This is a genomic window from Corynebacterium sp. ACRQK (assembly GCF_022345965.1).
Lineage (GTDB): Bacteria > Actinomycetota > Actinomycetes > Mycobacteriales > Mycobacteriaceae > Corynebacterium.
Genome location: NZ_JAKRMU010000005.1, coordinates 178,102 through 201,920, shown reverse-complemented (window position 1 = coordinate 201,920; position 23,819 = coordinate 178,102). Strand labels below are relative to the sequence as shown.

At 63.5% G+C, this 23,819-nt stretch carries 21 protein-coding genes; 8 read left to right on the top strand and 13 right to left on the bottom strand.

The genetic code is table 11. The features are described 5' to 3' along the window. The first annotated feature begins 38 nt into the window (after nucleotides 1–38). Complete coding sequence (locus MHX63_RS07510; RefSeq protein WP_239387951.1) at nucleotides 39–869, top strand: putative hydro-lyase; 831 nt, start codon at nucleotides 39–41, stop codon at nucleotides 867–869. Between the two features lie 51 nt (nucleotides 870–920). On the opposite strand, the gene MHX63_RS07505 is transcribed toward MHX63_RS07510, so the two are convergent. The 7 genes from MHX63_RS07505 to MHX63_RS07475 form a co-directional block, all read right to left on the bottom strand. Further along, nucleotides 921–1,565 (bottom strand): GntR family transcriptional regulator, encoded by a 645-nt coding sequence (locus MHX63_RS07505; protein WP_239387950.1) that lies wholly within the window; start codon nucleotides 1,563–1,565, stop codon nucleotides 921–923. Nucleotides 1,566–1,579: 14 nt separating this feature from the next. Beyond that, nucleotides 1,580–3,406: a biotin carboxylase N-terminal domain-containing protein gene (locus MHX63_RS07500; RefSeq protein ID WP_239387949.1), complete on the bottom strand. Its 1,827-nt coding sequence runs from the start codon at nucleotides 3,404–3,406 to the stop codon at nucleotides 1,580–1,582. A gap of 83 nt (nucleotides 3,407–3,489) precedes the next feature. Further along, the gene (locus MHX63_RS07495) at nucleotides 3,490–5,151 is read right to left on the bottom strand and encodes a 5-oxoprolinase/urea amidolyase family protein (protein WP_239387948.1); all 1,662 of its coding nucleotides are present in this window, start codon (nucleotides 5,149–5,151) and stop codon (nucleotides 3,490–3,492) included. Then, on the bottom strand, nucleotides 5,148–5,924 hold the full coding sequence (locus tag MHX63_RS07490; protein WP_239387947.1) for a LamB/YcsF family protein: 777 nt from the start codon (nucleotides 5,922–5,924) through the stop codon (nucleotides 5,148–5,150). Before MHX63_RS07490 ends, MHX63_RS07495 begins: the two co-directional genes overlap by 4 nt. A 138-nt stretch (nucleotides 5,925–6,062) precedes the next feature. Further along, nucleotides 6,063–6,797 (bottom strand): DUF3239 domain-containing protein, encoded by a 735-nt coding sequence (locus tag MHX63_RS07485; RefSeq protein ID WP_239387946.1) that lies wholly within the window; start codon nucleotides 6,795–6,797, stop codon nucleotides 6,063–6,065. A 36-nt stretch (nucleotides 6,798–6,833) separates the two neighbouring features. After that, entirely contained in the window at nucleotides 6,834–8,480 is a 1,647-nt protein-coding gene (locus MHX63_RS07480) for a DNA repair helicase XPB (protein ID WP_239387945.1), read from the bottom strand. Between the two features lie 147 nt (nucleotides 8,481–8,627). Further along, nucleotides 8,628–11,231 (bottom strand): helicase-associated domain-containing protein, encoded by a 2,604-nt coding sequence (locus tag MHX63_RS07475; RefSeq protein ID WP_239387944.1) that lies wholly within the window; start codon nucleotides 11,229–11,231, stop codon nucleotides 8,628–8,630. A 180-nt stretch (nucleotides 11,232–11,411) separates the two neighbouring features. On the opposite strand from MHX63_RS07475, the gene MHX63_RS07470 reads away from it, so the two are divergent. Beyond that, nucleotides 11,412–11,600, top strand: coding sequence for a hypothetical protein (locus MHX63_RS07470; RefSeq protein ID WP_005294448.1), 189 nt, complete (start codon nucleotides 11,412–11,414; stop codon nucleotides 11,598–11,600). A gap of 142 nt (nucleotides 11,601–11,742) precedes the next feature. On the opposite strand, the gene MHX63_RS07465 is transcribed toward MHX63_RS07470, so the two are convergent. Continuing rightward, the gene (locus tag MHX63_RS07465) at nucleotides 11,743–12,369 is read right to left on the bottom strand and encodes a resuscitation-promoting factor Rpf1 domain-containing protein (RefSeq protein WP_239387943.1); all 627 of its coding nucleotides are present in this window, start codon (nucleotides 12,367–12,369) and stop codon (nucleotides 11,743–11,745) included. 428 nt (nucleotides 12,370–12,797) lie between these two features. Between MHX63_RS07465 and MHX63_RS07460 the strand changes: the two genes are divergently transcribed. Then, nucleotides 12,798–13,181, top strand: a complete 384-nt coding sequence (locus MHX63_RS07460) for a cold-shock protein (protein WP_034986981.1) — start codon at nucleotides 12,798–12,800, stop codon at nucleotides 13,179–13,181. A 78-nt stretch (nucleotides 13,182–13,259) separates the two neighbouring features. Here MHX63_RS07460 and MHX63_RS07455 read toward each other — a convergent pair whose 3' ends face one another. Together MHX63_RS07455 and MHX63_RS07450 are read right to left on the bottom strand one after the other, a co-directional pair. Beyond that, nucleotides 13,260–13,853: a DUF2771 domain-containing protein gene (locus MHX63_RS07455; protein WP_239387942.1), complete on the bottom strand. Its 594-nt coding sequence runs from the start codon at nucleotides 13,851–13,853 to the stop codon at nucleotides 13,260–13,262. 73 nt (nucleotides 13,854–13,926) lie between these two features. Beyond that, nucleotides 13,927–14,712 (bottom strand): glutaminyl-peptide cyclotransferase, encoded by a 786-nt coding sequence (locus MHX63_RS07450; protein ID WP_239387941.1) that lies wholly within the window; start codon nucleotides 14,710–14,712, stop codon nucleotides 13,927–13,929. Nucleotides 14,713–14,847: 135 nt separating this feature from the next. On the opposite strand from MHX63_RS07450, the gene MHX63_RS07445 reads away from it, so the two are divergent. From MHX63_RS07445 to MHX63_RS07435, 3 genes are all read left to right on the top strand, one after another. Continuing rightward, nucleotides 14,848–15,591, top strand: a complete 744-nt coding sequence (locus tag MHX63_RS07445) for a DUF3027 domain-containing protein (RefSeq protein WP_239387940.1) — start codon at nucleotides 14,848–14,850, stop codon at nucleotides 15,589–15,591. Between the two features lie 213 nt (nucleotides 15,592–15,804). Continuing rightward, nucleotides 15,805–17,289, top strand: coding sequence for an NCS2 family permease (locus MHX63_RS07440; protein ID WP_239387939.1), 1,485 nt, complete (start codon nucleotides 15,805–15,807; stop codon nucleotides 17,287–17,289). Nucleotides 17,290–17,291: 2 nt separating this feature from the next. Continuing rightward, on the top strand, nucleotides 17,292–18,263 hold the full coding sequence (locus tag MHX63_RS07435) for an RNA methyltransferase (RefSeq protein ID WP_239387938.1): 972 nt from the start codon (nucleotides 17,292–17,294) through the stop codon (nucleotides 18,261–18,263). A gap of 4 nt (nucleotides 18,264–18,267) precedes the next feature. Here the strand turns inward: MHX63_RS07435 and MHX63_RS07430 are convergent, their stop codons facing one another. The 3 genes from MHX63_RS07430 to serC all read right to left on the bottom strand — a co-directional run bounded on the left by MHX63_RS07430 (nucleotide 18,268) and on the right by serC (nucleotide 21,679). Further along, the gene (locus MHX63_RS07430) at nucleotides 18,268–19,182 is read right to left on the bottom strand and encodes a hypothetical protein (protein ID WP_239387937.1); all 915 of its coding nucleotides are present in this window, start codon (nucleotides 19,180–19,182) and stop codon (nucleotides 18,268–18,270) included. A gap of 21 nt (nucleotides 19,183–19,203) precedes the next feature. Continuing rightward, on the bottom strand, nucleotides 19,204–20,385 hold the full coding sequence (gene sepH, locus MHX63_RS07425) for a septation protein SepH (protein WP_239387936.1): 1,182 nt from the start codon (nucleotides 20,383–20,385) through the stop codon (nucleotides 19,204–19,206). A 136-nt stretch (nucleotides 20,386–20,521) separates the two neighbouring features. Next, nucleotides 20,522–21,679 (bottom strand): phosphoserine transaminase, encoded by a 1,158-nt coding sequence (gene serC, locus MHX63_RS07420; protein WP_239387935.1) that lies wholly within the window; start codon nucleotides 21,677–21,679, stop codon nucleotides 20,522–20,524. A 361-nt stretch (nucleotides 21,680–22,040) separates the two neighbouring features. Here serC and MHX63_RS07415 point away from each other — a divergent pair, with 361 nt between their 5' ends. Then, entirely contained in the window at nucleotides 22,041–23,318 is a 1,278-nt protein-coding gene (locus MHX63_RS07415) for a citrate synthase (RefSeq protein ID WP_239387934.1), read from the top strand. 133 nt (nucleotides 23,319–23,451) lie between these two features. Then, nucleotides 23,452–23,811: an FKBP-type peptidyl-prolyl cis-trans isomerase gene (locus tag MHX63_RS07410; protein WP_239387933.1), complete on the top strand. Its 360-nt coding sequence runs from the start codon at nucleotides 23,452–23,454 to the stop codon at nucleotides 23,809–23,811. Nucleotides 23,812–23,819: the final 8 nt, after the last annotated feature.

Genomic DNA, 23,819 nt, shown 5'->3' with positions numbered 1-23,819 from the left:
GGGCTTAAGGCATAAGGAAAGAATCGGGAGCTGCGGAGATGTCAGACAACATTGCACGACAGGGAGTTGTGGGGCAGGAGCACCAGGAGAACCCGGGCGCGCTCTCGCCACAGCAGGCGCGTCAGATCTTCCGCAGCGGCACCGTGGCCCACACCTCGGGCTACGCGCGGGGTTATGCACAGGCGAACCTGATCACCCTGCCCCAAGAGCAAGCATTCGACTTCCTGCTGTTCGCCCAGCGCAACCCGAAGCCGTGCCCGTTGCTCGGCGTGCTGGAAGCCGGACAGGTTTCCTCCGAGCTGCTGGCGGACGGGGACATCCGCAGCGACATTCCTCTGTACCGCGTGTACCGCAACGGCCAGCTGGATCGCGAGGTTCCGGACGTGCGCGACATATGGCGCAATGATCTCGTCAGCTTCATCATCGGCTGCTCCTTTACCTTCGAGACCGCGCTGCTGGATAACGACGTGCCGGTGGAGCACATCGCCCAGGGCAAGAACGTGCCCATGTATCGCACGAACATCCCCACCCACCCGGCCGGGGTGTTCTCCGGCCCAATGGTCGTCTCCATGCGCCCCATCCCGGCCGCCCAAGTAGCCGACGCTGTGCGGATCACCTCCCGTTACCCGGCAGTACACGGCGCTCCGGTGCATGTGGGTGATCCTGCCGCCATCGGCATCCAAGATCTGAACACCCCGGACTTCGGCGAGGCCGTGGATATCCCCGCCGGCACGATCCCCGTGTTCTGGGCCTGCGGAGTGACCCCGCAATCAGTGGTGATGGAATCCAAGCCAGATTTTGCGATCTGTCACGCGCCAGGACACATGCTCATCACCGACGCGCGCGACCTGCAGTACCAGGTGCCCTGAGTCCGCACCCCGGAGTCCGCGCCTCTGATCCCGCACCCCGGGCGGGTCACGCTAGCCGAAGTAGCGCTCGATGTTATCGGTCGTGCGCTGCAGGAACCCGGCCAGCTGGTTAGCCGCCGACTCCCAGCGTTGCTCCGCGATTAGGTCCGTCACCGTGCGGTTCTGCGCAATGAACTCCACATGGAACTGGTGGTTTAGCCGGTTGGCGCGGGCGAACCCCAGGCGCATCTGCGCCAAAATGCGATCCATCGAGTGATTCAGCCCCGCCGACCCAGCGCTGGCGACGATAGCGCGGTGGAAATCCTGGTTCGCATCCGCAATCGCGCGGATGTCCTCCTCGCTGGCGTTCGAACCGGCGGAATCCCGCAGTTTTTCTGCGCTGGCGACAATCCCCTCCAATTTGCCCAGCCCCTCCCGCTGGCCCCACAAAAGTGCCCCCGGCTCCAGCACCATGCGGGCAGCATACATGTCGGCCAAGTCCTCGCGAGTGGGCTCCGCAATAAAAACACCCCGGTTGGGGATCCGCTCCAGCAGACCCTCCGAAACCAGGGTGGCGAAGGCCTCCCGCAAAGTGTTGCGGGAGATTCCCAGCGACTGGGCCACGTTCACCTCATTGAGCCTCTCGCCCGGTAGATAGGTACCGGAGGCGATGCCGTCAAGGAGAGCTGAATGCGCGATAGCCGACTGGGAGTGCATAGCAGTACAGCTTATTACGCAATGTGCCCCAGTGCGTCACCCTTCGACACATTGTCGCCCGGATTCAGCTGCGCCAGCGTGATGGTGCCGGCGGACTTGGCCTCCACCGTGGATTCCATCTTCATGGCCTCGATAGTGGCGATCGGCTGGCCGACCTCCACGGAATCGCCATCGGCGACCTGCCACTTCACCAGCACACCGGTGTACGGGCACACCACGGCGTTAGCGTCGGTGCTGCCACCGGCGGAGCTACCCGCCGAGGCGTCCGCGCCGGAGTTACCAGCGGCCGCGCTGGAACCGGTCGCGGGGGAGGCCGAGGTGGCGTCCGCACCAGAAGAGCCAGCGGCGGCAACACCGAAGGAAGAAGGAAGGCTCACGCGGTGCAGGCGGCCGTCGATCTCCACGGTAAGAGTAGTGCGCTCGGTGTAGGCATCCTCGACATCCTCCGGGGAAGAACCGGCATATCCCGCGCCAATGCCCGGCTCGTACTCCGTATCCACCCAGTCGGTGTAGACGTGCAGATCGTCGCCGCAGAAGGCGGGGTGGGTGACGATGTCCATGTGGAACGGCAGTACGGTGCGCACACCCTGGATGCGCATCTCGGCTAAGGCGGCCTGGGCGCGGCGCAGGGCGACCTCGCGGTTCGGGCCCTTGACGATCAGCTTGGCCATCAGGGAATCGTAGAAGCCGGGGATCGTAGAGCCAGAACGCACGCCCGCGTCCACGCGGATGCCCGGACCCGTCGGAACCTCGAACTGGGTGACGGTGCCGGGGGAGGGGACGAAGCCATTGGCGGCATCTTCCGCGTTGATGCGGAACTCGAAGGCGTGGCCGTCGCTGACCGGGTCCTCGTTGAAGCTCAGCGGCAGGCCGGCGGCGATGCGGAACTGCTCGCCGACGATGTCCACGCCCGTCACAGCCTCGGTGACCGGGTGCTCGACCTGCACGCGGGTGTTGACCTCCAGGAAGCTGACGGTGCCGTCCTCGGCGACGATGAACTCCACCGTGCCCGCGCCCGTGTAGTTCGCAGCCTGGCAGATGGAGCGGGAGCCCTCGATGATGTCGGTGCGCTGCTTATCCGTCAGGAACGGCGCCGGGGCCTCCTCGACGAGCTTCTGGAAGCGGCGCTGCACCGAGCAATCGCGCGTGCCAACAACGCGTACGTTGCCGTGCGTATCGGCCAGCACCTGCGCCTCCACGTGGCGGGGCTTGGTCAGGAACTTCTCCACGTAGCACTCGCCACGGCCAAAAGCTGCCTTGGCCTCGCGACCTGCGGACTCGAAGGCGGCCTCGATGTCGTTGTAGTCGTGCACGACCTTCAGGCCACGGCCGCCGCCGCCGAATGCAGCCTTGATGGCAATGGGCATGCCGTGTTCGTCGGCAAAATCGCGGGCCTGCTCCCAGTTCGGAATCGGATCCGGGGTGCCGGGCGCCAGCGGGGCGCCGACCTCGGTGGCCAGGGCGCGGGCGGCAACCTTGTTGCCCAGAGTCTCGATGGCTTCCGGCGCAGGGCCGACCCAGGTCAAGCCCGCCTCCGCGACAGCGCGGGCGAAGTCCGCATTCTCGGAAAGGAAGCCGTAGCCGGGGTGCACGCAGTCCGCGCCGGCGCGCAGGGCGATATCCAGCAGGGCCGGGATGTTCATGTATGTCTCGGCGGCGGTGTTGCCGGGCAGGGTGTAGGCCTCGTCGGCGATCTTGGCGTGCAGGTTGTCCACGTCCGCCTCAGAGACGACGGCGATGGAGCGGATGCCGAGGTCCCGGGCGGCGCGGGCGATGCGAATGGCGATCTCGCCGCGGTTGGCGATGAGGACGGTCTGTAGCGGGAAGGTCTCTTGGCTCATTGGTTCGTTCCTTGTTGGTCGTGTCGTCTTGTCGTCTTTGACGTCGTCGTTCTGGCCGTATTTAAGTGTTGTGTCGGGTTGTACTACTGAGCTTGGGGCGTGCCCGCTCGCGATGCATTGCCAGCGCTTGCCTGCTGTGCGAAGTCGATCAGCTCGAAGCGCACCGTGTCTCCCGGTGCCAGCTGGCCCGCCTTGTCCAGATCTTTGTCGATGACGGTGGCAATTACGGGGTAGCCACCAGTTACCGGGTGGTCAGCCAGGAACACCACGGGCAATCCATTCGGCGGCACCTGAATGCTACCGCTGACCATGCCCTCACTTGCTAGCTCGCCGTCATGGTTGCGCTGCAAGGGCTCGGGCGCTGTCCCCTCGCTACCTGCCGGCAGCGCCAGTCGCAGCCCCACACGGTTTGACTGTCCCGTTACGCTCCATTCGATCTCAGTGAATCGCTGCAGCTCTGCGTCGCCGAACCAATCATCGCGCGGCCCAGCCACGCAGCGCAGCACGTTCGTACCGTCAAAGGGGTTGGTGGTCGTGGTGCCGACGGAAGCTTGGGCGGTGCGGCGCCCGGCCTTCAGAACGTCGCCGGTGGCCACGGGCTCTGGGCCCAGGCTTGAGAGGATATCGGTGGAGTTGGAGCCCAAGACCTCATCCGTCACCAGCCCGCCACGCACGGCCACGTAGCTGCGCAGGCCGTTGCCCGCCCCACCGACGGGGTCTACCTTCAGCGTCTGCCCAGCTTTCACTTCCACCGGTGCACCCAGTTCGAAGGTCCGCCGGCCGATCGATACGCTCGCCCGCGCGCCGGTCACGCACACTGCGGTATCCACCAGTGCCTCCAGTTCAATGCCGCCGATGTTCTCCAGCACAGTTGCACTCGAGGCGTTGCCGACTACGTCGTTCGCCGCCCAAGCGCTTGCTCGATCGATTGCACCGGAACCGTTCACGCCGATGTCGCCGTGGCCGGCACGTCCCGTGTCCTGAAACAGGGTCTGCAGCCCTGCGTCCAAGACCTTTACGCTCGGCCGGACAGGGACGATAGGTTTCTTGTCTTGTGACGCCCCCACGCGCGCGCCGGCCGTGGCCTCCTCTGCGGAGCCAGCCTCAACGCTGATGGATTCGCGTACCTGGCGATAGCGCACAGTATCGCCCGGCTGCAACAGCGCGGGCTGCTCTGCATTCGTATCCCACATTGGCTGCGTGGTGTGACCCAGCAGCTGCCAGCCGCCGGGAGAGGTGCGGGGATAGACGGCGGAGAACTGTCCGGCCAAGCCCACCGCACCGGCCGGAACGGCAGTGCGCGGAGAGCTGCGGCGGGCTACATCCCAGGTGTAAGACTGGTCGCCTGCAGCCGGCACGCAGTAGGTAAAGCCCGGGGCGAAGCCACCGAAGGCCGCGAGCCACTGCTGCTGGGTGTGGCGGGTGATGAGCTCCTCGGTGGAGATGCCCATCAGCTCCGCGACATCCGCCAGGTCTTCACCGTCGTAGACGACGTCAATACTGACCTCCCGCGGGTTGGTCTCCGTAGAGCTGTGCGGTTGGAAGTTCCGCAGGGCGTTCAATCCCGCGATTGCGGAGGAGTGGGCGTCAAAACAAACAAGCACAGTGCGCGCAGCGGCGATGGCCTCGACCTGACCGGGCAAGGGGCTGGCGACGAGCGAGGCGTGCCAGGCCATGACGGTGGCCAGGTCGGGTAGGTCTACGATGACGGCGCGGGTGCCGACGGGGGAAACGGTGTGGCTCACAGGAAGCTCCCGATGGTGATGTTGTTGGACTGCAGCTCGGTGGCGATGCGCTCTGCCATGGCGACCGCGCCGGGGGAATCGCCGTGGACGCACACGGAATCGGCGGCGGTGCGGATGGTGGAGCCGTCGATGGCCTCGATTGTGCCCTCCTCGGCCATGCGGACCACGCGGCGGGCGACGACCTCCGGGTCGTGCAGAACGGCGCCGTTTTCGCGGCGGGAAACCAGGGTGCCGTCCGGGTTGTAGGCGCGGTCGGCGAAGACCTCGTTGATCACGCGCAGACCGGCCTTCTCCGCGTAGTTGGCGGCAACCGCGCCGGGCAGCAGCATCACGGGCAGATCCGTGCCGAATGCCTTGATTCCCTCGATGACGGCCTTGGCCTGGGCCTCGTGGTGGACGATCGTGTTGTACATCGCGCCGTGGGGCTTGACGTAGCGCACCTGCGTACCGCGCGCCTTAGCCAGCGCGTCGAGGGCGCCGATCTGGTAGAGAACCTCGTCGGCCAGCTCGGCAGGGGAGTAGTCGATGAAACGGCGGCCGAAACCAGCCTGGTCGTTGTAGCCGACGTGCGCGCCGACGGAGACGTTGTTCTCCGCAGCGGCGGCCAGGGTGTTGGAGATCGCGTGGGCATCGCCGGCGTGGAAGCCGCAGGCGACGTTTGCGCTGGAGACGATGGCTACCATTGCGGCGTCGTCGCTTACGGGGTTGCCGCCGGTCGTTTCTCCGAGGTCGGCGTTCAGGTCTATGGAAAGCGGACTGCGGGTGGTGGACATGCGATCGACTCCTTGCGTGGCCGGGGAGTGCGGGAAGCTGCACTTTCGGCCGGATTGTTCAACAATGTGCGTGCCAGTTTAGTGACCTACACAACCATTGTGAAATCAATCACCCGCCTGTCGCAACGGTGACCTGCATTATTTTTTGTTCTGCTTGTCCTTCTTGGCATCAGCCTTGGCAGCAGACTTGGCGCCAGCTTTGGCATCTTCTTCCAGGACGTACACGCTGCGGTTGGCCTGCTTGGCCTTGTCCACCTGGTCCAGCAGCCCCTCCAGGCGATTCCACTGGTTCGTGCTGATTGCCCGCTCCGCGCGCTTCCAGACCTTCGCATCCCCAGTGCCCCACGCCACCGGCATGGGAGAAATCTCCTCGTACACCTTCGGCCCGCGCGTAGGCCGGTAGCTGGTCACGGCCATGGAAGGTACCCGCGCACCGACCTCGCGGGGAACACCCGGCACAGAGGTCACGGTGCGGTATGCCAGGGCGGGAACGGTCTTCGCTGGCTCGGTAGAGGCGTCCACGAGCATCAACAGAACCATGTCGCGTGCGTTGACCTCCGCGATCATCGCCGGAGCCAGCTGGTACATGTCGAAGTACTGCTGCGGCGAGCCCATCTTGCGCGGCAGCACCGGAATCAGGATTAGGCACAGCAATGCGAACACGCCCAGCGCGAAGCTAATCGCCAGAGCCCACCACTGAGAGCCCGCGGTGATCAGCAGCACGGCCACGATCACTGCCAGGACGGCGGCCAGCACGCCCGCCGAAACCTGCATACGCTTCGCATCGCGCAGGAACTCATTGTGTTTGCGGGCGTACTCCTCGTCGACATCGAAGTTGAAGTCAACCTGCATCGGTTGCTGGGCGGCGGGCATGGGGCTCCTTAAGGCAGAGGATGGTTATTAAAATTTCTAAAGGTCGAAAGAGTCGATGATGCGGTAGCCGTAGCCCTGCTCAGCCAGGAAGCGCTGGCGGTGCGCGGCATAATCTGCGTCTAGTGTGTCACGCGCGACGATGGAGTAGAAAAACGCCCCGCCACCGTCCGGCTTCGGGCGCAGAATACGGCCCAGCCGCTGAGCCTCCTCCTGCCGCGAGCCGAAGGTGCCGGAAATCTGGATGGCCACGGACGCGCCGGGCAGGTCGATGCTGAAGTTCGCAACCTTGGAAACCACCAGCGTCTTCAGCTCGCCATCGCGGAATTGCTGGTACAGCTTCTCGCGCTTAGCGTTGCCGGTCTTGCCGTCGATGACGGGCACGTCCAGTTCCTCAGCGATCTCCTCCAGCTGGTCGATGTACGCGCCGATGATGAGCGTGGGCTCGTCCGGGTGCATCTCCATAATCTTGCGCACCACCTTCGTTTTCTTCGGGGTGGTGGCGGCCAGTCGGTATTTGTCGGATTGCTCGGCGGTGGCGTAAACCATCCGCTCAGCCTCGGTTAGCTGCACGCGCACCTCGGTGCAGTCCGCCGGGGCGATCCAGCCCTGCGATTCAATGTCCTTCCATGGGGCGTCATAGCGCTTCGGCCCGATCAGGCTGAATACGTCGCCTTCGCGGCCGTCCTCGCGCACCAGGGTGGCGGTGAGCCCCAGACGGCGGCGAGACTGCAGGTCGGAGGTCATGCGGAACACCGGGGCAGGCAGCAGGTGAACCTCGTCGTAAATGATTAAGCCCCAGTCGCGGGAGTCGAACAGCTCCAGCGCCCGGTATTCGCCCTTCGACTTGCGCGTGACCACCTGGTAGGTGGCGATGGTCACGGGGCGGATCTCCTTCTTCTCCCCGGAATACTCGCCGATTTCATCCTCCGTCAGGGAGGTACGCCGCACCAGCTCGTCCTTCCACTGCCTGCCCGCGACGGTGTTCGTCACCAGGATCAGGGTGGTGGCCTTTGCCTTGGCCATTGAGGCCGCGCCGACCATCGTCTTGCCCGCACCACATGGCAGCACTACCACGCCCGAGCCTCCTTCCCAGAAGCTATCGGCCGCCATCTCCTGATAGTCCCGCAGCTGCCATTCTTCGTGTTCCTGCGACAGCTCGATGGGGTGTGCCTCGCCGTCGACGTAGCCCGCCAGATCCTCTGCGGGCCAGCCGACCTTCAGCAGTTCCTGCTTGAGCCTGCCGCGCTCGGAAGGGTGCACAACGATCGAGTCCTCGTCGATTTCTGCGCCCAACATGGGCTTGATCTTTTTGTGACGCCGGATCTCCGTCAACACAGCCCTGTCCGTCGTCTCTAGCACGAGCCCGTGCGCCGGGTGTTTGATGAGCTGCAGCCGCCCGTAGCGATCCATCGTGTCGGCAATGTCGATGAGCAGCGGCTGCGGGACAGGGAACCGCGAGTAGGTTTCCAGCACGTCCATGACCTGCTCCGCGTCATGCCCGGCGGCGCGGGCGTTCCACAGTGCCAGCGGGGTGATGCGGTAGGTGTGCACGTGCTCGGGCGCGCGCTCCAGCTCCGCGAACGGCGCCAGTGCGGTGCGCGCCTCCTGCGCCTGTTCGTGGTCGATTTCCAGCAGCACAGTCTTGTCCGACTGGACGATCAGGGGGCCGGTGCCGATGCTCACTAGCTGGATGCTCCTCACAAGGGGGTCGGGGGTTGCTCTAGGTTTGTTTTGTCTTAGGGACAACCTTCTACTGTAGTCGCCCTGTAGTCGCACAGTAGCCACCCTGTAGTCGCACAGTAGCCGCCCGCAGCAGCCTGCTGCAGCGCGCTAGTATTCCACGCTGCTGAGGCGGTGCGGCTGCACGGTGAAGCTTTCGCCACTGATCTCGGAGACCACAGCGATGGTAGACGGGCGAATCATGACGATTGAGACCTGGTCGCTGGTTTGCTTGCCTTCGTTGTTTACATAGCTAATCCGCACGATGGTGCCGGCGGAATACGCCCGCGAGATCGCGGCCATCATCTCCTCGGCGGTGTGCACCACGCGGGTATTGCCGTGCTGGCTTGCCCCTGTGCCTACCACTGTGCCTGCCCCTATGCCCGTAGTGCTTGCGTCGGCCCGATCCGCGTTGTCGTGGCTACGCCGGAAGCCCTCGATAGCGCTGGCAATCACTTGGGAGTCCGCGCCTGCGTCTTCATCCGCTCCCGAGTGTGGGTCCGAGTGCAAGGTCGCGCGCAGCCCCTCGCGCGGGGGCGTGGCCACCCGCGAAAGCACTGGGGCGTCCGCGTGCGCCTGCCCTCCCTCCAGTCGAAGCTGTACACCCATGGCTTCCAGCCGATCTGTCACAAAAGATAGCTGTGCTGCGGATACCGCTACCGTGGGCGCGATTTTCCGCAGCCGCAGCCCGTCGATGTCCGGCAGTGCCAAGATCCGGTCCAGCGCCTCGGGTTCCGTCACGCTCAGGTACATCTGCGCCACCCCGGCCGTCGCCTGCGAGAGGCTGCGTTCCGCGTCGTGGAGCATGTAGCGCAGCGCCTGCGGGACGTTCTCCGCACCGCCCAGCGCGCGGGCCTCCAGAAACGCCTCGACCTCGGCGGCGCCAAGCCCCGCCCGCAGCGCCCGCTCCACCGATTCCTTGGACATTCGCCAGACACTGGCCATACCGCCGGATTCCTGATCACTGAACTTCGCCAGCATCGCCTGGTCGGCTGGACGCAGCAGCCCCGGCGCCATGATCGTGTGGTCTGCCTGCACAATCAGCTGCTCCACCGGCGTGGGCAGGATCTCCGCCAGCGCGTCGGCCAGATCCGCCACGGGGTTCTCAGCGGGGTGTGTGCTGCCGGTCAGTACGTCGCGCAGTGCACCCATCGCCCGGGTGGGCACTGTGTCTCTTCTTAATGACGCCAACACGCCGACCTCTTTAGCCTCCTCCCACACCGCATCCCAGGCGGTGTGCGTGGTGCGCCAGGCCTCGCCGGGCCGCACGCGCCAGAGTTCTCGCTGAATTTCGGCTGGCTGGGGCGTGGGGGCGTCATTACCCAAAGAGTCAAGATCAGCGAACAGCGACGGGAAGGTTCGACGTAGCCCGTGGGCGGCGTGGGATGCCGTGCCGGCCTCGAAGGGGCGGACGTCGGGCTCGTCGACGAGCCACGGTGCGTAGGCGCTGCCGGCCCAGCCGAGCAGTAGGATCGCCCAGGCGGTGGCGGGGGAGGCCTCCAGGAAGTCGAGAGCGAGCTCCGTAGGCGCCCAGTAGTCGCGCGCGGGCTGGCCGGCCGGGGTGGGAGTAGCGCGACCGCGGCCGATGAGGTTCGCGTGGGCGAGCCATGTCAGCAGATGCAGGGTGGTCTCGGCGGGCTCGTCACGGCGGCGGGCGACCTTATTGACCTCGCGAGTGCCGATGCCGCCGGAGGAAAGTGGGACGATCGGGTTGCGGCCGAGATCCTCGATGAGGTGGCCGAGGTCCTGGATGAGCTGGATGGCCTGGGCCGCGCCAGCGTCATCGGCACGAGAGTTGGTGGAGGAGCCGGTGGGGACAGTGGAGCCGGTGGCGGTGGAGGGGGTGAAGGCGGTGAAGTGCCCACCTGGATCGGCGATGACCGTGCCACGTAGCAGCTGTTGCACGCGACCCGTCAGGCGAGCCGTCGTATCGTCCAACTGGTCCAAAATTCCCCGGCGCACCAGGGTGGGCAGGGGCTTAGAGGGGTCCGCGCCCTCGTGTAGGGAGGTTGAATGTCCCACGCCGCCTCCTGCAGCAAGAGTTGAAAGCAGGCGGCGCTGGCGGGGCGGGAGCTCGTCCACGACCTGCGGAAGCTCTATGGTGGGGATGGGACAGCGGGTGGAATCGACCAGCCGCCAGAGCTGTTCCGTGGAGGGCTCGAACATGCGCGGCAGATGGGGCGGAATCTTCAGCCGCGTCTTCGCGCCGGGCAGATCGGGGTGGGGCAGTGCGAAGTCCAGACCGAACACCAGCCCCCAGTGGCAGAGGGATTGCACGGCAGCGCGGATCTCTTCTTCGTCAGGGCGCTGTGTGTCGGGAGTGCCGGCGATGTCAAAGAGCTCGGTAAGCATGTCGACGAGCTCCGCCACCGTGCACGGATGGTGCACCGCATCGAGTTCGCAGGCCGCGTGGCAGACCGCGAGCTCAAGGGAGTTCAGGTGGAGTAGCGCCGGATCGGGGGAATCCGCGAACAACTCCGCGTGGCGGCTGCGACCCGGCGTGGACACTGCAGCGGAGAGGCTATCGAGCGCAGCGTTGCTGCCGGTGAGGTTCTCCACGAAGGTGGTCGGGTTGGAAGCCAGCAAGCGAGAGAGCAGATCCGCGAGCGCTTCGTCCGTCTGTCCGAACAGCCAGTCCCCATAGGAGGGAAACTCGCTGCGGAGGGAAGCAGAAGAGCTGCCATCAGCGGTGGGGTTCGCGGAGTTGTGATGCATAATCCCCCTATTTTAGCTGGAAACTCAACGTTATTGGGGTGCGGTGCATGGCGCGCAGCAGACGGACGGCGGACGAGTGGCGGTTTGGGTCATGGGGAAATGCGGTGGAGCGGGTGGGAATGTGGGTGGAAATCGCCACTACGTGTGTCCTTTTCCTTTGCGATGTGCAAAGATACAACTATGGCTAACGTTGAGAAGAAGGGCTATGTCGACGCAGGCTGGCCGACCGATATTCCAGAGGGCCGCCACGCTGTTACCGAGCTGGTGGCTGATACCGCGGGCGCTCTGAGCCCCTACGGTGACATCGAGTTCCCCGTCGATGCGTCCGAGCTTCCGTACGTGCACTCGTTCACCGTTATTAACAAGTAACTGAACTAATAAACCAACAAAGGTGGCGCGCCTCCCCATGAGGGGGAAGCGCGCCACCTTTCGCAGCGCCTAGCCTGCGACCAACAAAAAGCCGGGTCGGCACGCCCCTGCGTGCCGACCCGGCTGTTAGCTTAGCCTGATCTTAGTGAGGCAGAACAGCCTGCAGCTGAGCGGAGTACTGCTTGTAGGTGTGGTTCAGGGAGTGCTTGTTGGCCTTGTAGTAGTCGGTGACTTCCTTCGGCACGGAGAAACCGAGGTCATCAATGCGCTTCACCAGTTCATCGTAGAACTTGTCCACAGCCAGAGCATTGGAGTTGCGGGACAGGTCGCGGGCGGCCTTCTGCACAACCGGAGCCGGTGCGGCCGGCTTTGCCTTCGGCTTTGCGGAGACGTTGCGCTGGGTCGGCTTGGAGTTCAGGCCCAGCTTGGCGGAGCAAGACGGCCATGCGCCCCAGCCCTGGCCAGCCAGAACGCGCTCTGCGACGGCGATCTGCTGGTCACGAGTGGCCTGGTATGCGTAAGGTGCGTACTGCTTGCCGCCGTAACCAGCCCAGGTGGACGGGCTGAACTGCAGGCCACCGTGGTAGCCGTTGCCGGTGTTGATGGACCAGTTGCCGCCGGACTCACACTGAGCCAGGCGATCCCAGTCGGAATCCGGTGCCGCGGAAGCGGTCGGTGCCAGCAGTGCAGAGGTAGCTGCAACTGCTACGCCTGCGACGGACAGGCGGGCTGCGGTGGTGAAAGAGCTGGTCTTTGCGTGACGTGCCATGTTTGCTGAGTTTCCCTTCGGGCGCCTTGTCTTAGTTATGGCGCCTTTTGTTTCGTTATCTCTCGAAGATCTCTTGGTCTTTTTGGATCTCTTCGATCCTTTAAGTTCAGTGATCTTCTTGCTTTTGTGACGTCGAGCCGTTTGCTCGTTCGCCTTAAGGTCATGGGCTACCGTACTGGTTTGTCACGTTTGTGTCACGTTTCTTGCAAGATTTGAAACTTATGTAACGTTAAGGCGATCTCCTGAAACGCCTATTGACCTGGAATTTATAGGAATGAATCCATTTTGTTATAATTCCGTAATGTGACGAAGATCACATTCGTCGTGTAACGCCTGTGGCTGGTGTGATTAGCGAGTGAAATTTGCTCTGCCTTAGCATTCTCGCTAACCTAGGTCATTCTATTGACTCCAAGGAATAAGGTGATCCCATGCCAACCGGAAAAGTGAAGTGGTACGACGCAGACCGCGGCTACGGCTTCGTCAGCAACCCTGGGGACGAAGACGTCTACGTCGGTTCCCAGGTGCTGCCCGACGGCGTCACCGAACTGGTCAAGGGCCAGCGCATTGAGTATGAGTTCATCGCTGGTCGCCGTGGGCCGCAGGTTCACACCATGACGGTGCTGGATAACGGCCCCCGCCGTGCACAGCACAAGTACAACCCCGAGCAGCTTCACCAGATGGTGCAAGATACGATCACGCTGCTAGATAGCAGTGTGCTGCCGGTGCTGCAGTCCGGTCGCCGCCCAGAGCGCAAGGAGGCCCGCCAGGTGGCGGAGATCCTGCGCACCATTGCGCGCGAGCTCGACAACTAGCGGTCGCGCTTCACACTTCTTAAGACAACCCCCCCTCGCACCCTCCCTTAGTAAAAGTTCCCCTAGATAATAAGGGAGCTACTGGGCGATCTCGATCGACCAGATGGTTGCGTAGGGGGTTTGCTCGTCGTTGTCGTCCAAGCCGACCAGCATAGAGTGCAGCTCCAAGACCTTGAGCTGTGGGGTGCTTCCATCATCGGCCTTCAGGGAAGCCTTCAGATCCAGCGTGACCTCCTCACGCTCGTAGCTCTTGTAGTAGTTGTCCTGGTTGGCTCCCGGCTCGTCGAAGATCTGCAGCAGCGACCAGTCGTGGTCGTACACATCCTCCGGCGGCTTCAGCGTTACCTTTTCGGCGTCCCCCACCTGCAACTTGTAGGGCTCAGAGGGCTTGCAGTCCGGATCGTCCAACTGGCAGACGGAGTAGGGTGCGATCTCGTGCTCCTTGCCATCGACCACAGCGATGATGCGTTGATCCTGCGGCAGCGTTTCGATCTTCCCGTCCTGCCAGCGGTTGTAAAGCAGCACGCCACCGATGACCACCACCACGAGGGCGACGATGGCCCCCATCGTCATCAGTTGCTTGCGCTGGGCGCGCTTGCGCTGCTGCTTCTTGGAAAGCTTCGGCGCGGGCTTAGCAGAAGGCTTCGGACTCGTTTTCTCTTGCTCGCTCACGCCTCCCGATCCTAATTCACTGGCCAGACAAGCCCTAACTCCTAGCTACCCTCCGAGCCCCCGTTAGATGCTTTTAGCCCTGCGGCTCTTTAAAGCGCACCTCGTACATCTCGTCCCACAGCTTGCCGGTCAGGTAGAAGCGCCGGTCGCTTGGAGAGCTGCCCGGCACGACCGCGATGCCATTCAGCACGTCCGCGCCGTCTCGCTGTGCAGCGGGGAACAGCCCGGCTGTGTCCACGACATGTGTGACCTTCCCGTCCTCCGGGTCGATCTCCAGGATCGTGTCGGTCTGCCACACGTTGGCCCATACCTTGCCGTCGGCGGTGCACTCCAGTTCGTTGAGTTGGTCGGTGCCCTCCACCTCCACGGAGCCGGTTTTGGCGAAGGTCTCGGGGTCGCGGAAGGTCAGCGTTCCCGTGCCGTCGCTCATCACCAGCCGATCTTGCTGCGAGCACAGCCCCCAACCTTCAGTTTCGTAATCGGCCCGGTCAATTTCCTCGAGCGTGCGGGCATCGCGCTTGATCGCGGTGTGTTCCTTCCACGTCAGCTGCCACGCTGTATCGCCGTGAATCGCCACGCCCTCGCCGAACAGGTTTTCGCTGAGGCTCTGTTCGTCCGTCTTTTCGCCTTCCAGATCCGTGTAGTAGATCTGCGATTCGCCGTACAGTCCCGTGCCGACCAGCAGTCGCCCGTCGTCGGCCGTCTCTAGCCCCTGGGTAAACGCACCCTCGTCCCACGGATGTACCTCGTCGACCGCGACCTCGAGCATCGGCGCATCGTCGTACTCTGTAGCTGTAGTCCCTGGTTTTATTGGTGACGCCCCGTCGTCCGCACCGCACGCCGATAACACGCACGCCATAGCCGCAGCTCCGACAGCTGCGAGCACCTGGGAAGTAACCCGCCCCTTGCGAGGCTGGGGGAGGGATGCGTGAGGGTGACGTCGATAAGAGAACATGCAACCATCATGCACCACAGTGAGTGGGTGGCAGGCATAATGGTTCAGGTGAGTAAGAAGAAACAGGCAGATCCGATTCTTTTTTCGGCGGAGGCTAAGGAAACAGCCCGCGCGGCGGTGGGAGAGGTAGGCGGTGACGAGGTGGGGAAGGCCCTCGGCATCGCAACGGACGGCGAGGGGTTGGCGATTTACCGCTACGCCAGCCTAGTGCCCGGCTACCGCGGTTGGGAGTGGGTCGTGGTGCTGGTGACGGTGCCGGGCAGTGGGGTGCTCACCATCAACGAGGTCAGCCTGCAGGCCGGCAAGCATGCCTCGCTGGCCCCGGAATGGGTGCCTTACGAGGATCGCGTGCAGCCGGGCGACCTGGGGCCCGGGGATACCCTCCCACCGCGCCGGGATGACGAGCGGCTTTCCGCGTGGGCCAAGCTGCAGGACGGCGATGGCTTCCTGCGAAACCCGCAGGCGGGCAACACCCTTTCGCACGAGGGGCTACGCCAAGCCCGCAAACGATGGCGGGAAGGGGAATACGGGCCGCGCTCCGAGTTTGCGAAGAAGGCAGACCTGCAGTGTGAAACCTGCGCGTTCTACTTGCCATTCGACAACGTGGAAAACGGTGTGGGCGTGTGCGCGAACGAATACTCCGCCGACGGGCGCGTGGTGCAACGGGATTATGGGTGCGGCGCGCACTCGGCGACGGTGGAGGAATCCATCGGTGAGGAGCTCGGGGAGGGCACCAATAGTTACGGTGTGTACGTCGACGAGGGGTTCTCGCGCTTCGAATAAATGGGGCGCCAGCCCCCTAGTCAGTCCAGCCAGTCCGGCTAGCCCTGGCTAACCCCCGTGCTCTTGGGGTGCCCGAACGGGTACCTAATAGTTGCATTAATGCCCCGCGGGGTGGTTACTTATAACTTGACGTTTCAAATTGTGGTGGCTGCCTACGGTTCTGCTGAAAGGTAGCTTCCGCGCTCAGACCGAACAGGTAGGGGAGAATTCCGCATGGCAGATGCACAGGCCGCCAAGACAGAATCTGGGGAACCGCAGGATCGTGGCTTCCTAGACCGCTATTTCCATATCTCGGAGCGCCACTCGACGGTGGGTGCAGAGGTCCGCGGTGGTGTGGTCACGTTCTTCGCGATGGCCTACATCATCATCCTGAACCCGCTGATCTTGGGTACCAGCGCGGACATCAACGGCGACGAGCTGGGCACCGCCCGCGTGGCCGCGGTTACCGCCCTGGCAGCGGGCGTAATGACCATCGCCTTCGGCATCATCGCCCGCTATCCCTTCGGCATCGCCGCTGGTCTGGGCATTAACACCCTGGTGGCGGTCACTTTCGTCGGCACGGAGGGGCTGACCTGGCCGGAAGCCATGGGGCTGGTGGTCATCGACGGTGTCCTCATCGTGCTATTGGCCATCACGGGCTTCCGCGAGGCAGTGTTCAACTCGATCCCCGGCTCGCTGAAGGCAGCCATCGGCGTGGGCATCGGCTTGTTCATTGCGATGATCGGCCTGGTGGATTCCGGCTTCGTTCGCCGCATTCCGGATGCCGCGGGCACGACCGTCCCGGTTGGCCTGGGTATTAACGGCTCCATTGCCTCCTGGCCCACGTTCGTATTCATTCTCGGCCTGCTGATCTGTGGCACCCTGGTTGTCCGCAAGGTTCGCGGTGGCCTGTTCATCGGTATTGTCGCCAACACCATCATTGCCATGATCGTGGAGGCGCTCACCAACACCGGTCCGTCCGTCGTTGACGGCGAACCGAACCCCGCAGGCTGGAACCTGGCGGTACCGCAGAGCCCGGATTCCCTGGGCGGCCTACCGGATCTTTCCCTGGTTGGTGCCGTGGATCTGTTCGGTGCTTTCAGCCGCGTTGGCGTGCTGGCGGCCTGCATGTTGATCTTCACCCTGGTGCTGGCTAACTTCTTCGACGCTATGGGAACCATGACCGCGCTGGGCAAGCAGGCTCAGCTGATGGATGAGGAGGATCGCCTGCCGAACCTGCGCACGGCCCTGATCGTCGAGGGCGGCGGTGCGATTGTCGGTGGCTCGGTCTCTGGTTCTTCGAACACTGTGTTCGTGGACTCCGCGGCGGGCATCGCCGATGGCGCCCGCACGGGTCTGGCCAACGTGGTCACCGGCCTGCTGTTCATCCTGGCGATGTTCTTCACCCCGTTGTACGAGGTCGTGCCGATCGAGGCCGCTGCCCCGGTTCTGGTGATCGTGGGTGCGATGATGATGGCGCAGATTAAGGACATTGACTTTACGCGCTTCGATATTGCCCTACCGGCCTTCCTGACCATCGTGGTCATGCCGTTTACCTACTCCATCGCCAACGGTATCGGCGTGGGCTTCATCACCTACGTCGCCATGGCACTGGTTGGCGGCCGTGCTCAGAAGGTCCACCCGCTGCTGTACCTGGTGGCTGCGATGTTCGTGGTCTACTTCGCCGCCGATCCGGTGATGGATCTGCTGCGGGGCTAGCCATGGCTGACTTTTCGCCCATTCGGATCGATGACCCACGCGACTCGCGCCTGGACGACTTTCGGAACCTCAACGCTTCCGACAAGAAGTCCGGCGAGCAGTTGATCATCGCCGAGGGCACTTTGGTCGTCCCGCGCCTGCTGGCGAGCCCTTATCCGACCCGCGCGGTCGTGGGGTTCCCAGGGAAGCTGCGGGCGATCGAGGAGGAGCTGTCTCGCTCTCTTTCTGGTGATGACGCCAGCTTCTCCGTGTTTGAGGTTTCCCGCGAGGTCTTGAAGGAGGTCGCGGGCTTCGACATGCACAGGGGCCTGGTCGCGTCGGCGGATCGGCTGCCGATCGGCGCTGTGAGCACGGTGAGTACTGCGAGCACTGTAAGCGCTGTGAGCACTACGGGGCCGGCAGGAACAGGGGGAGTTACCGGCGCACAGGGCACCGGAATAAGGGCCGCCGGAACCAGCGCCGTGGAGGCGGTGCTGGACCACGTGGAAGAAGCCCCTGAAGCTAGCGGAGTGATCGCCGTACTGGAGGGAGTGGGGGATCACGAGAATATTGGCTCGATTTTCCGCAACGCAGCGGGGCTCAACGTGGATGCTGTGCTATTCGGTGCGGCCACCGCCGATCCGCTGTACCGGCGCAGCGTGCGCGTCTCCATGGGACACGTGTTACGTCTGCCGTGGGCGAAGTTCCCCGGCACGACGACCACCTGGCAGCGGGACCTGGAGTTGCTACAGAGGCGCGGCTACGAGGTAGTGGCACTCACTCCAGCGGGGGACATCACGCTCCGTGAGGCCACTGAGGCCGCCCACGGGCGGGGGAAGAAGGTGGCGGTGATGGTTGGCGCGGAGGGACCCGGACTGACGGAGCACGCTATGCGTGCTGCGGATGTGCGCGCCAGTATCCCAATGGCCCGTGGTACTGACTCGCTGAACGTGGCCACTGCGGCGGCCATCGCCTTCTACGAAGCAGTGCGCTAGGGGGCTACTCCCCGCGGCTGCGGCGGCGCACTTCGTCGCCAATCTTCTTGGAGGCCCCGCGCAGCCCTCGCAGGCCAGCGGAAAGCCCCCTGCGAGCCCCCTGACTCAGGGAGTTCAACAGGTTCTTGGCCACTTCCGCGCCGCTGGGTTCGCTCTCGCGGGACGGGGCGGCGTAATCGTCGTAGCCTTGCTCATCGTCGTAGACGGAGACCATGTCGTCCGGTGTGGTGCGCCCATGCGTCAGACCGTCGTATTCGGAGGACTTCGCTTCTGGTCGGCCGTCGACGGCAAAAGCTGCAATGGGCAGTGCCGGCCCGGAGGCGGAGACTGAAAATCCGAGCCAGGTCTCGATGGCTGCGGCAGCTAGTTCCGCGGGGATGAAAGGCAGTTGGATGCCACTGGCCTCGGTGGTTCCGCCCCAGTAGTCAGATTCGAACTCGCCGGGCAGGCCGATGTCCTCAAACACGGTCTCGCGGGTGGCGCAGAAAGAGCGCTTGAGTTGGCCACCCGCCCAGTGGGCGAAGCCGCCGAAAGTTTCGTCGACCTCCTTGGAGGCCGGGTCTCCACCGTCCCCAGGCTTAGTCGAGGCTGCGGTTTCCGGGTCTGCCACCACGCAGGAGGCGTATACATCGGCGGCGCTGACTAGCGTGCGATAGCGTTCCGGCAGTTCGGAAAGTTTTCGCAGGTCGGGGATCACCGTTTGGACTACGGACAACCCCGGGTAGCCGCCGATGTAAAACTCATCGGTGCCGGGGGTTGCGCTACGGGTCATGTCAAAGTCGCCGATGTGCGTCAGCGGCCAGGCTGGGTTTAGCTGCGCCAGGTACTTGCGGGCAAAGCCACGGTCGACCTTATGCTCCTGGTTCACCACGGTGCTGGGGTTGGCAGCATTTACAAACCAAAGGGTCACCAGGGTCACAGCAGTGGCTCCTTCTATCGCCTAGTTCTTTTTCTTGGGGTTGGTGCGCACGCCCAACAGGACGTCCTCCCAGTGTGGGGTGACGGCCTTGCGCTTGCGCTTCGGCTTCGCAGCCTTTGCATCGGGGTGCATTAGGAATTCATTATCACCGCGTCCGCCTCGCTCCGCAGGGGAATCACCGCTAGCGGGGGGAGTGTCCTGCGCTGCGGGAGCCTCGGGGGCTCCGGCCACATCGGATCGATTGCTCTGCCGACCCAGATCGGCCTGGTCGTCCTCCCAGTGCTGGTCCTCGGGAGTCTGCGTTGGGTGCAGCAGGGGAGTCACCGGGGAAACGCTGCGCACCGGCTGCCCATAGCGCGGATTCACCAGATCGCCGGCGATGCTGTTGTGTGGGTGCGCCAGTGCCTTCTCCGAGCCGCGTAGCTCGATGATGAACTCCGCGGTGTGCGTGTTAGTGCGCCCGGCTGCATCCTTTTCCCAGGACACGGTGACGATCCACTGCTTGGTGGAGTTTTGGTAGGCATCCCACTCGGCGTCCGAAAGAGATTCCCCGTGCGCCGCCAGAGCAGTGGCCAGAACCTCCCACAGCGGCTGGTTCGATACGCCATCCCCGTTTACCGGCAGCGCCGCGTGCGCGAGCTCTGCGATGCGTGCGCGCTCCTGCAGGATCGGCCAGGCGTAGGGCTCGATGCGCGACTCGTCCGTGTCCGCTTCGTCCGCTAGCTCGGCGACGGTAGCGCCGTGGCGGATGCGGTCCTGGATCACCCGCGGGGACATCGAAATCCGGGTGCGGTGTGGACGCGCGTTGGGGCGGTCCTGTCCGCGCCCCTGGAACAAGGGCGCCACCTCGGTTTCCGTCGCTTCTTCCTCAGCGGGGATTGCCGCTTGCTCCTCCTCCCGGTGTGCCTCTGCGGGATCCGTGGCGGCATCGGTAGAGTCGCCAGGGCTGGGCGTGCTGGTGGTGCTGGCTGCGCTGGTGGTGCCAGAGTCGGAATCTTCGGATGCTCCGGAGCGAGCATCGCCCTCGGCTTCTACGGAAGCGCTGTCCGCGCTGGCCGTGGGGGCGTCACTAAGAAAAGCGCGCAACTCGTCGGTGACGGGCAGAAAGTACTCGGCGATAGGGCCGCCGACGGCGGGGTCAACGGCGCGCATCACGAGCGACGAGGCATCGCTATCGGCGACGACAAATTTCAGCTCTTGCAACGTGGCCTCCTGACGGATGATGCGGCAAATGACGGCGGTGTTATTAACATCACCCTCCAACCTTATCTAAAAGCACGGTTGGAGGGTGAGTGGATTCAGTAGCTAGCCGAAAGCGAAACAGTAGCCAGAAAATGGGCTACTTGGCTGCGTGGCCACCGTCGAGGATGAAATCGATGGCGCCGGTCAGCTTCTTGACGTCTTCCGGGGCGATGGCCGGGAACATACCAATGCGCAGCTGGTTACGGCCCAGCTTGCGGTAAGGCTCGGTATCCAGAATGCCGTTGGCTCGCAGGATCTTGGCGATCTTGGCGGCATCGATGCTCTCGTCGAAATCGATGGTGCCGACGACAAGGGAGCGGGCATCCGCGTCCTGCACAAACGGGGTGGCCTCTGCGCGGGCATCGGCCCAGTTGTACAGGGTCTTGGAGGACTCGGTGGTGCGGGCCACCATGCCGTCCAGGCCACCGTTGGCGTTCATCCACTTCACCTGGTCGTCCAGCATCAGCAGGGTAGCGACGGCCGGGGTGTTGTAGGTCTGGTTCTTGCGGGAGTTATCCACGGCGGTCTTCAGGTCCAGGAAGGCCGGGATGTAGCGGTCGGAAGCGGCGATCTCTTCCACGCGCTCCAGGGCGGCGGGGGAGAAGGCTGCCAGCCACAAGCCACCGTCGGAGGCGAAGCACTTCTGCGGGCTGAAGTAGTAGACGTCAGCCTCGTTCATGTCGACGGGCAAGCCGCCAGCGCCGGAGGTTGCGTCGATAGCGACCAGGGTGTCGTCCGAAGCGGCCTTCGGGCGGGTAACCGGAACCATCGCGCCGGTGGAGGTCTCGTTGTGCGCCCAGCCGATCAGGTCGGCATCGGTGCCGTTCAGCTCGCTCGGGGACGGAGCGGTGCCCGGCTCGCCCGCGACGATCTGCGGCTCGTCCAGCCACGGAGCCTTCTTGGAGACGCTGGCGAACTTGGAGGAGAACTCGCCGTAGGTCAGGTGCGCGGACTTGTTGCGGATCAGGCCGAAGGAAGCGGCATCCCAGAAAGCGGTGGCGCCACCCAGGGAGAGGACGATCTCGTAGCCCTCCGGCAGGTTGAACAGTTGCGACAGGCCCTCGCGTACGGAACCGACGACGTCCTTCACACCAGCTTGGCGGTGAGAGGTGCCCAGAATGGCGGCGTTGTCCTGGATGGCCTGCAGCTGGGCTGGGCGGACCTTGGACGGGCCACAGCCGAAGCGGCCATCGGCGGGAATGAACTCCGCGGGGATGGTGGGCAGGGTGTTTTGGTCGTTGGCAGGTGCGTTCATCTTTCCCTCTGATCGCTCGTATTTTTTGCGCTTGACTTTATAGGGTAGACCTTCACGCCAGGCCCATGGCCTAAAGGTGTCAAAAATATAAGAATCGCGGGTGGTGAAGCTGTGTTTTACCCCCGCTTAAGCCAGGCAGTCTGTCGTGCGCGTCACATAGGCACTACAGTGTGCCGTATCCCCCCGTCGGCTTTGCTATGCAAGTAACGCCATACGGGGAAGCCCTAAAGTGGCTACAATTTACAAGTGAAACCATGAATCTGTGTTCCGCTCCATCGGTGCCGGCGCAAGCTTCTACCAAAAGTAATCGCTACAACATTCGCTGCGGGCAGGCACGTGAACATTTCAGAAAGGGATGTCAATGGCTACTGATAATCAGGACAAGGCCGTTCTCCACTACCCAGGTGGAGAGTACGAAATGGACATTGTCCACGCCACCGAAGGTAACGACGGTGTTGCACTGGGTAAGATGCTGGCTGAAACTGGCTTGACCACCCTGGACCCCGGCTACGTGAACACCGGTTCCACCAAGTCCGACATCACCTACATCGACGGTGCAAACGGCATCCTGCGTTACCGCGGCTACGACATCGCCGACCTGGCTAACAACGCAACATTCAATGAGGTTTCCTACCTGCTGATCAACGGCGAGCTGCCGAACAAGGAGCAGGCAGAGGAGTTCAACGGCAACATCCGCAAGCACACCCTGCTGGATGAGGACTTCAAGGCTCAGTTCCGTGTGTTCCCGCGCGATGCTCACCCGATGAGCGTTCTGGCTTCCTCCCTGAACATTCTGTCCACCTACTACCAGGACTCCCTGGATCCGCTGAATCCGGACCACCAGAAGCTGAACACCTACCGACTGATGGCGAAGGTGCCGATGCTGGCTGCTTACGCTTACCGCGCTTCCAAGGGTAAGCCGTACATGTACCCGGATAACTCCATGAACGCGCGCCAGAACTTCCTGCGCCAGATGTTCGGTTACCCGACCGAGCCTTTCGAGGATGACCCGGTAGTCACCAAGGCTCTGGACAAGCTGCTGATCCTGCACGCTGATCACGAGCAGAACTGCTCCACCTCTACCGTCCGCATGGTTGGTTCTTCCCAGGCCAACATGTTCGTCTCCATCGCCGCAGGTATCAACGCACTATCCGGTCCGCTACACGGTGGCGCCAACCAGGCCGTTCTGGAGATGCTGGAGGAGATCCACGCTAACGGTGGCGACGCTACCGACTTCATGAACCGCGTGAAGAACAAGGAGCCGGGCGTGAAGCTGATGGGCTTCGGCCACCGCGTCTACAAGAACTACGACCCGCGCGCGGCCATCGTCAAGGAGTCCGCACACGAGATTCTGGATCACCTGGGTGGTGACCACCTGCTGGATCTGGCTATGAAGCTGGAAGAGATCGCGCTGGCTGATGATTACTTCATCTCCCGCAAGCTCTACCCGAACGTTGACTTCTACACTGGCCTGATCTACCGCGCAATGGGCTTCCCGACGGACTTCTTCACCGTCCTGTTCGCCATGGGACGCCTGCCGGGCTGGATCGCTCACTACCTGGAGCAGGTCAACGATCCGACCGCAAAGATCAACCGTCCGCGCCAGATCTACACCGGCGAGGGTGCGCGCAAGCTCTAAGAACTCTCTGTTCTTTTCTTGGTGACGCCCCCTTGGGTTCAGCTACGCAATGCGTATGCCCCCAAGGGGGTGTTTCGCGTTTTGCTAGGGTGGAGCTTCGAGAAGCTATCAGTTTTCAAAGGAGACTTCCCCCATGAGTAAACCGCAGATCGATCTCTCGAATGGCCCCGCACCGAAGGATCTGGTGATTGAAGACCTGGTGATCGGCGAGGGTGCAGAGACCGTGCCGGGTGGCATGGTGGAGGTGCACTACGTGGGAGTGGACTTCGAGACTGGCGAGGAGTTCGACTCCTCGTGGGATCGCGGCGAGTCCATCGAGTTCCCCCTCTCCGGCCTGATCGAGGGCTGGCAGGAGGGTATCCCGGGCATGCGCGCCGGCGGTCGCCGCAAGCTGACCATTCCCCCGGAGAAGGCGTACGGCCCGGCCGGCATGGGCCACCCCCTGTCTGGTCGCACGCTGGTCTTTATTATTGACCTTATCGCCGTGAACTAAGGCACCCG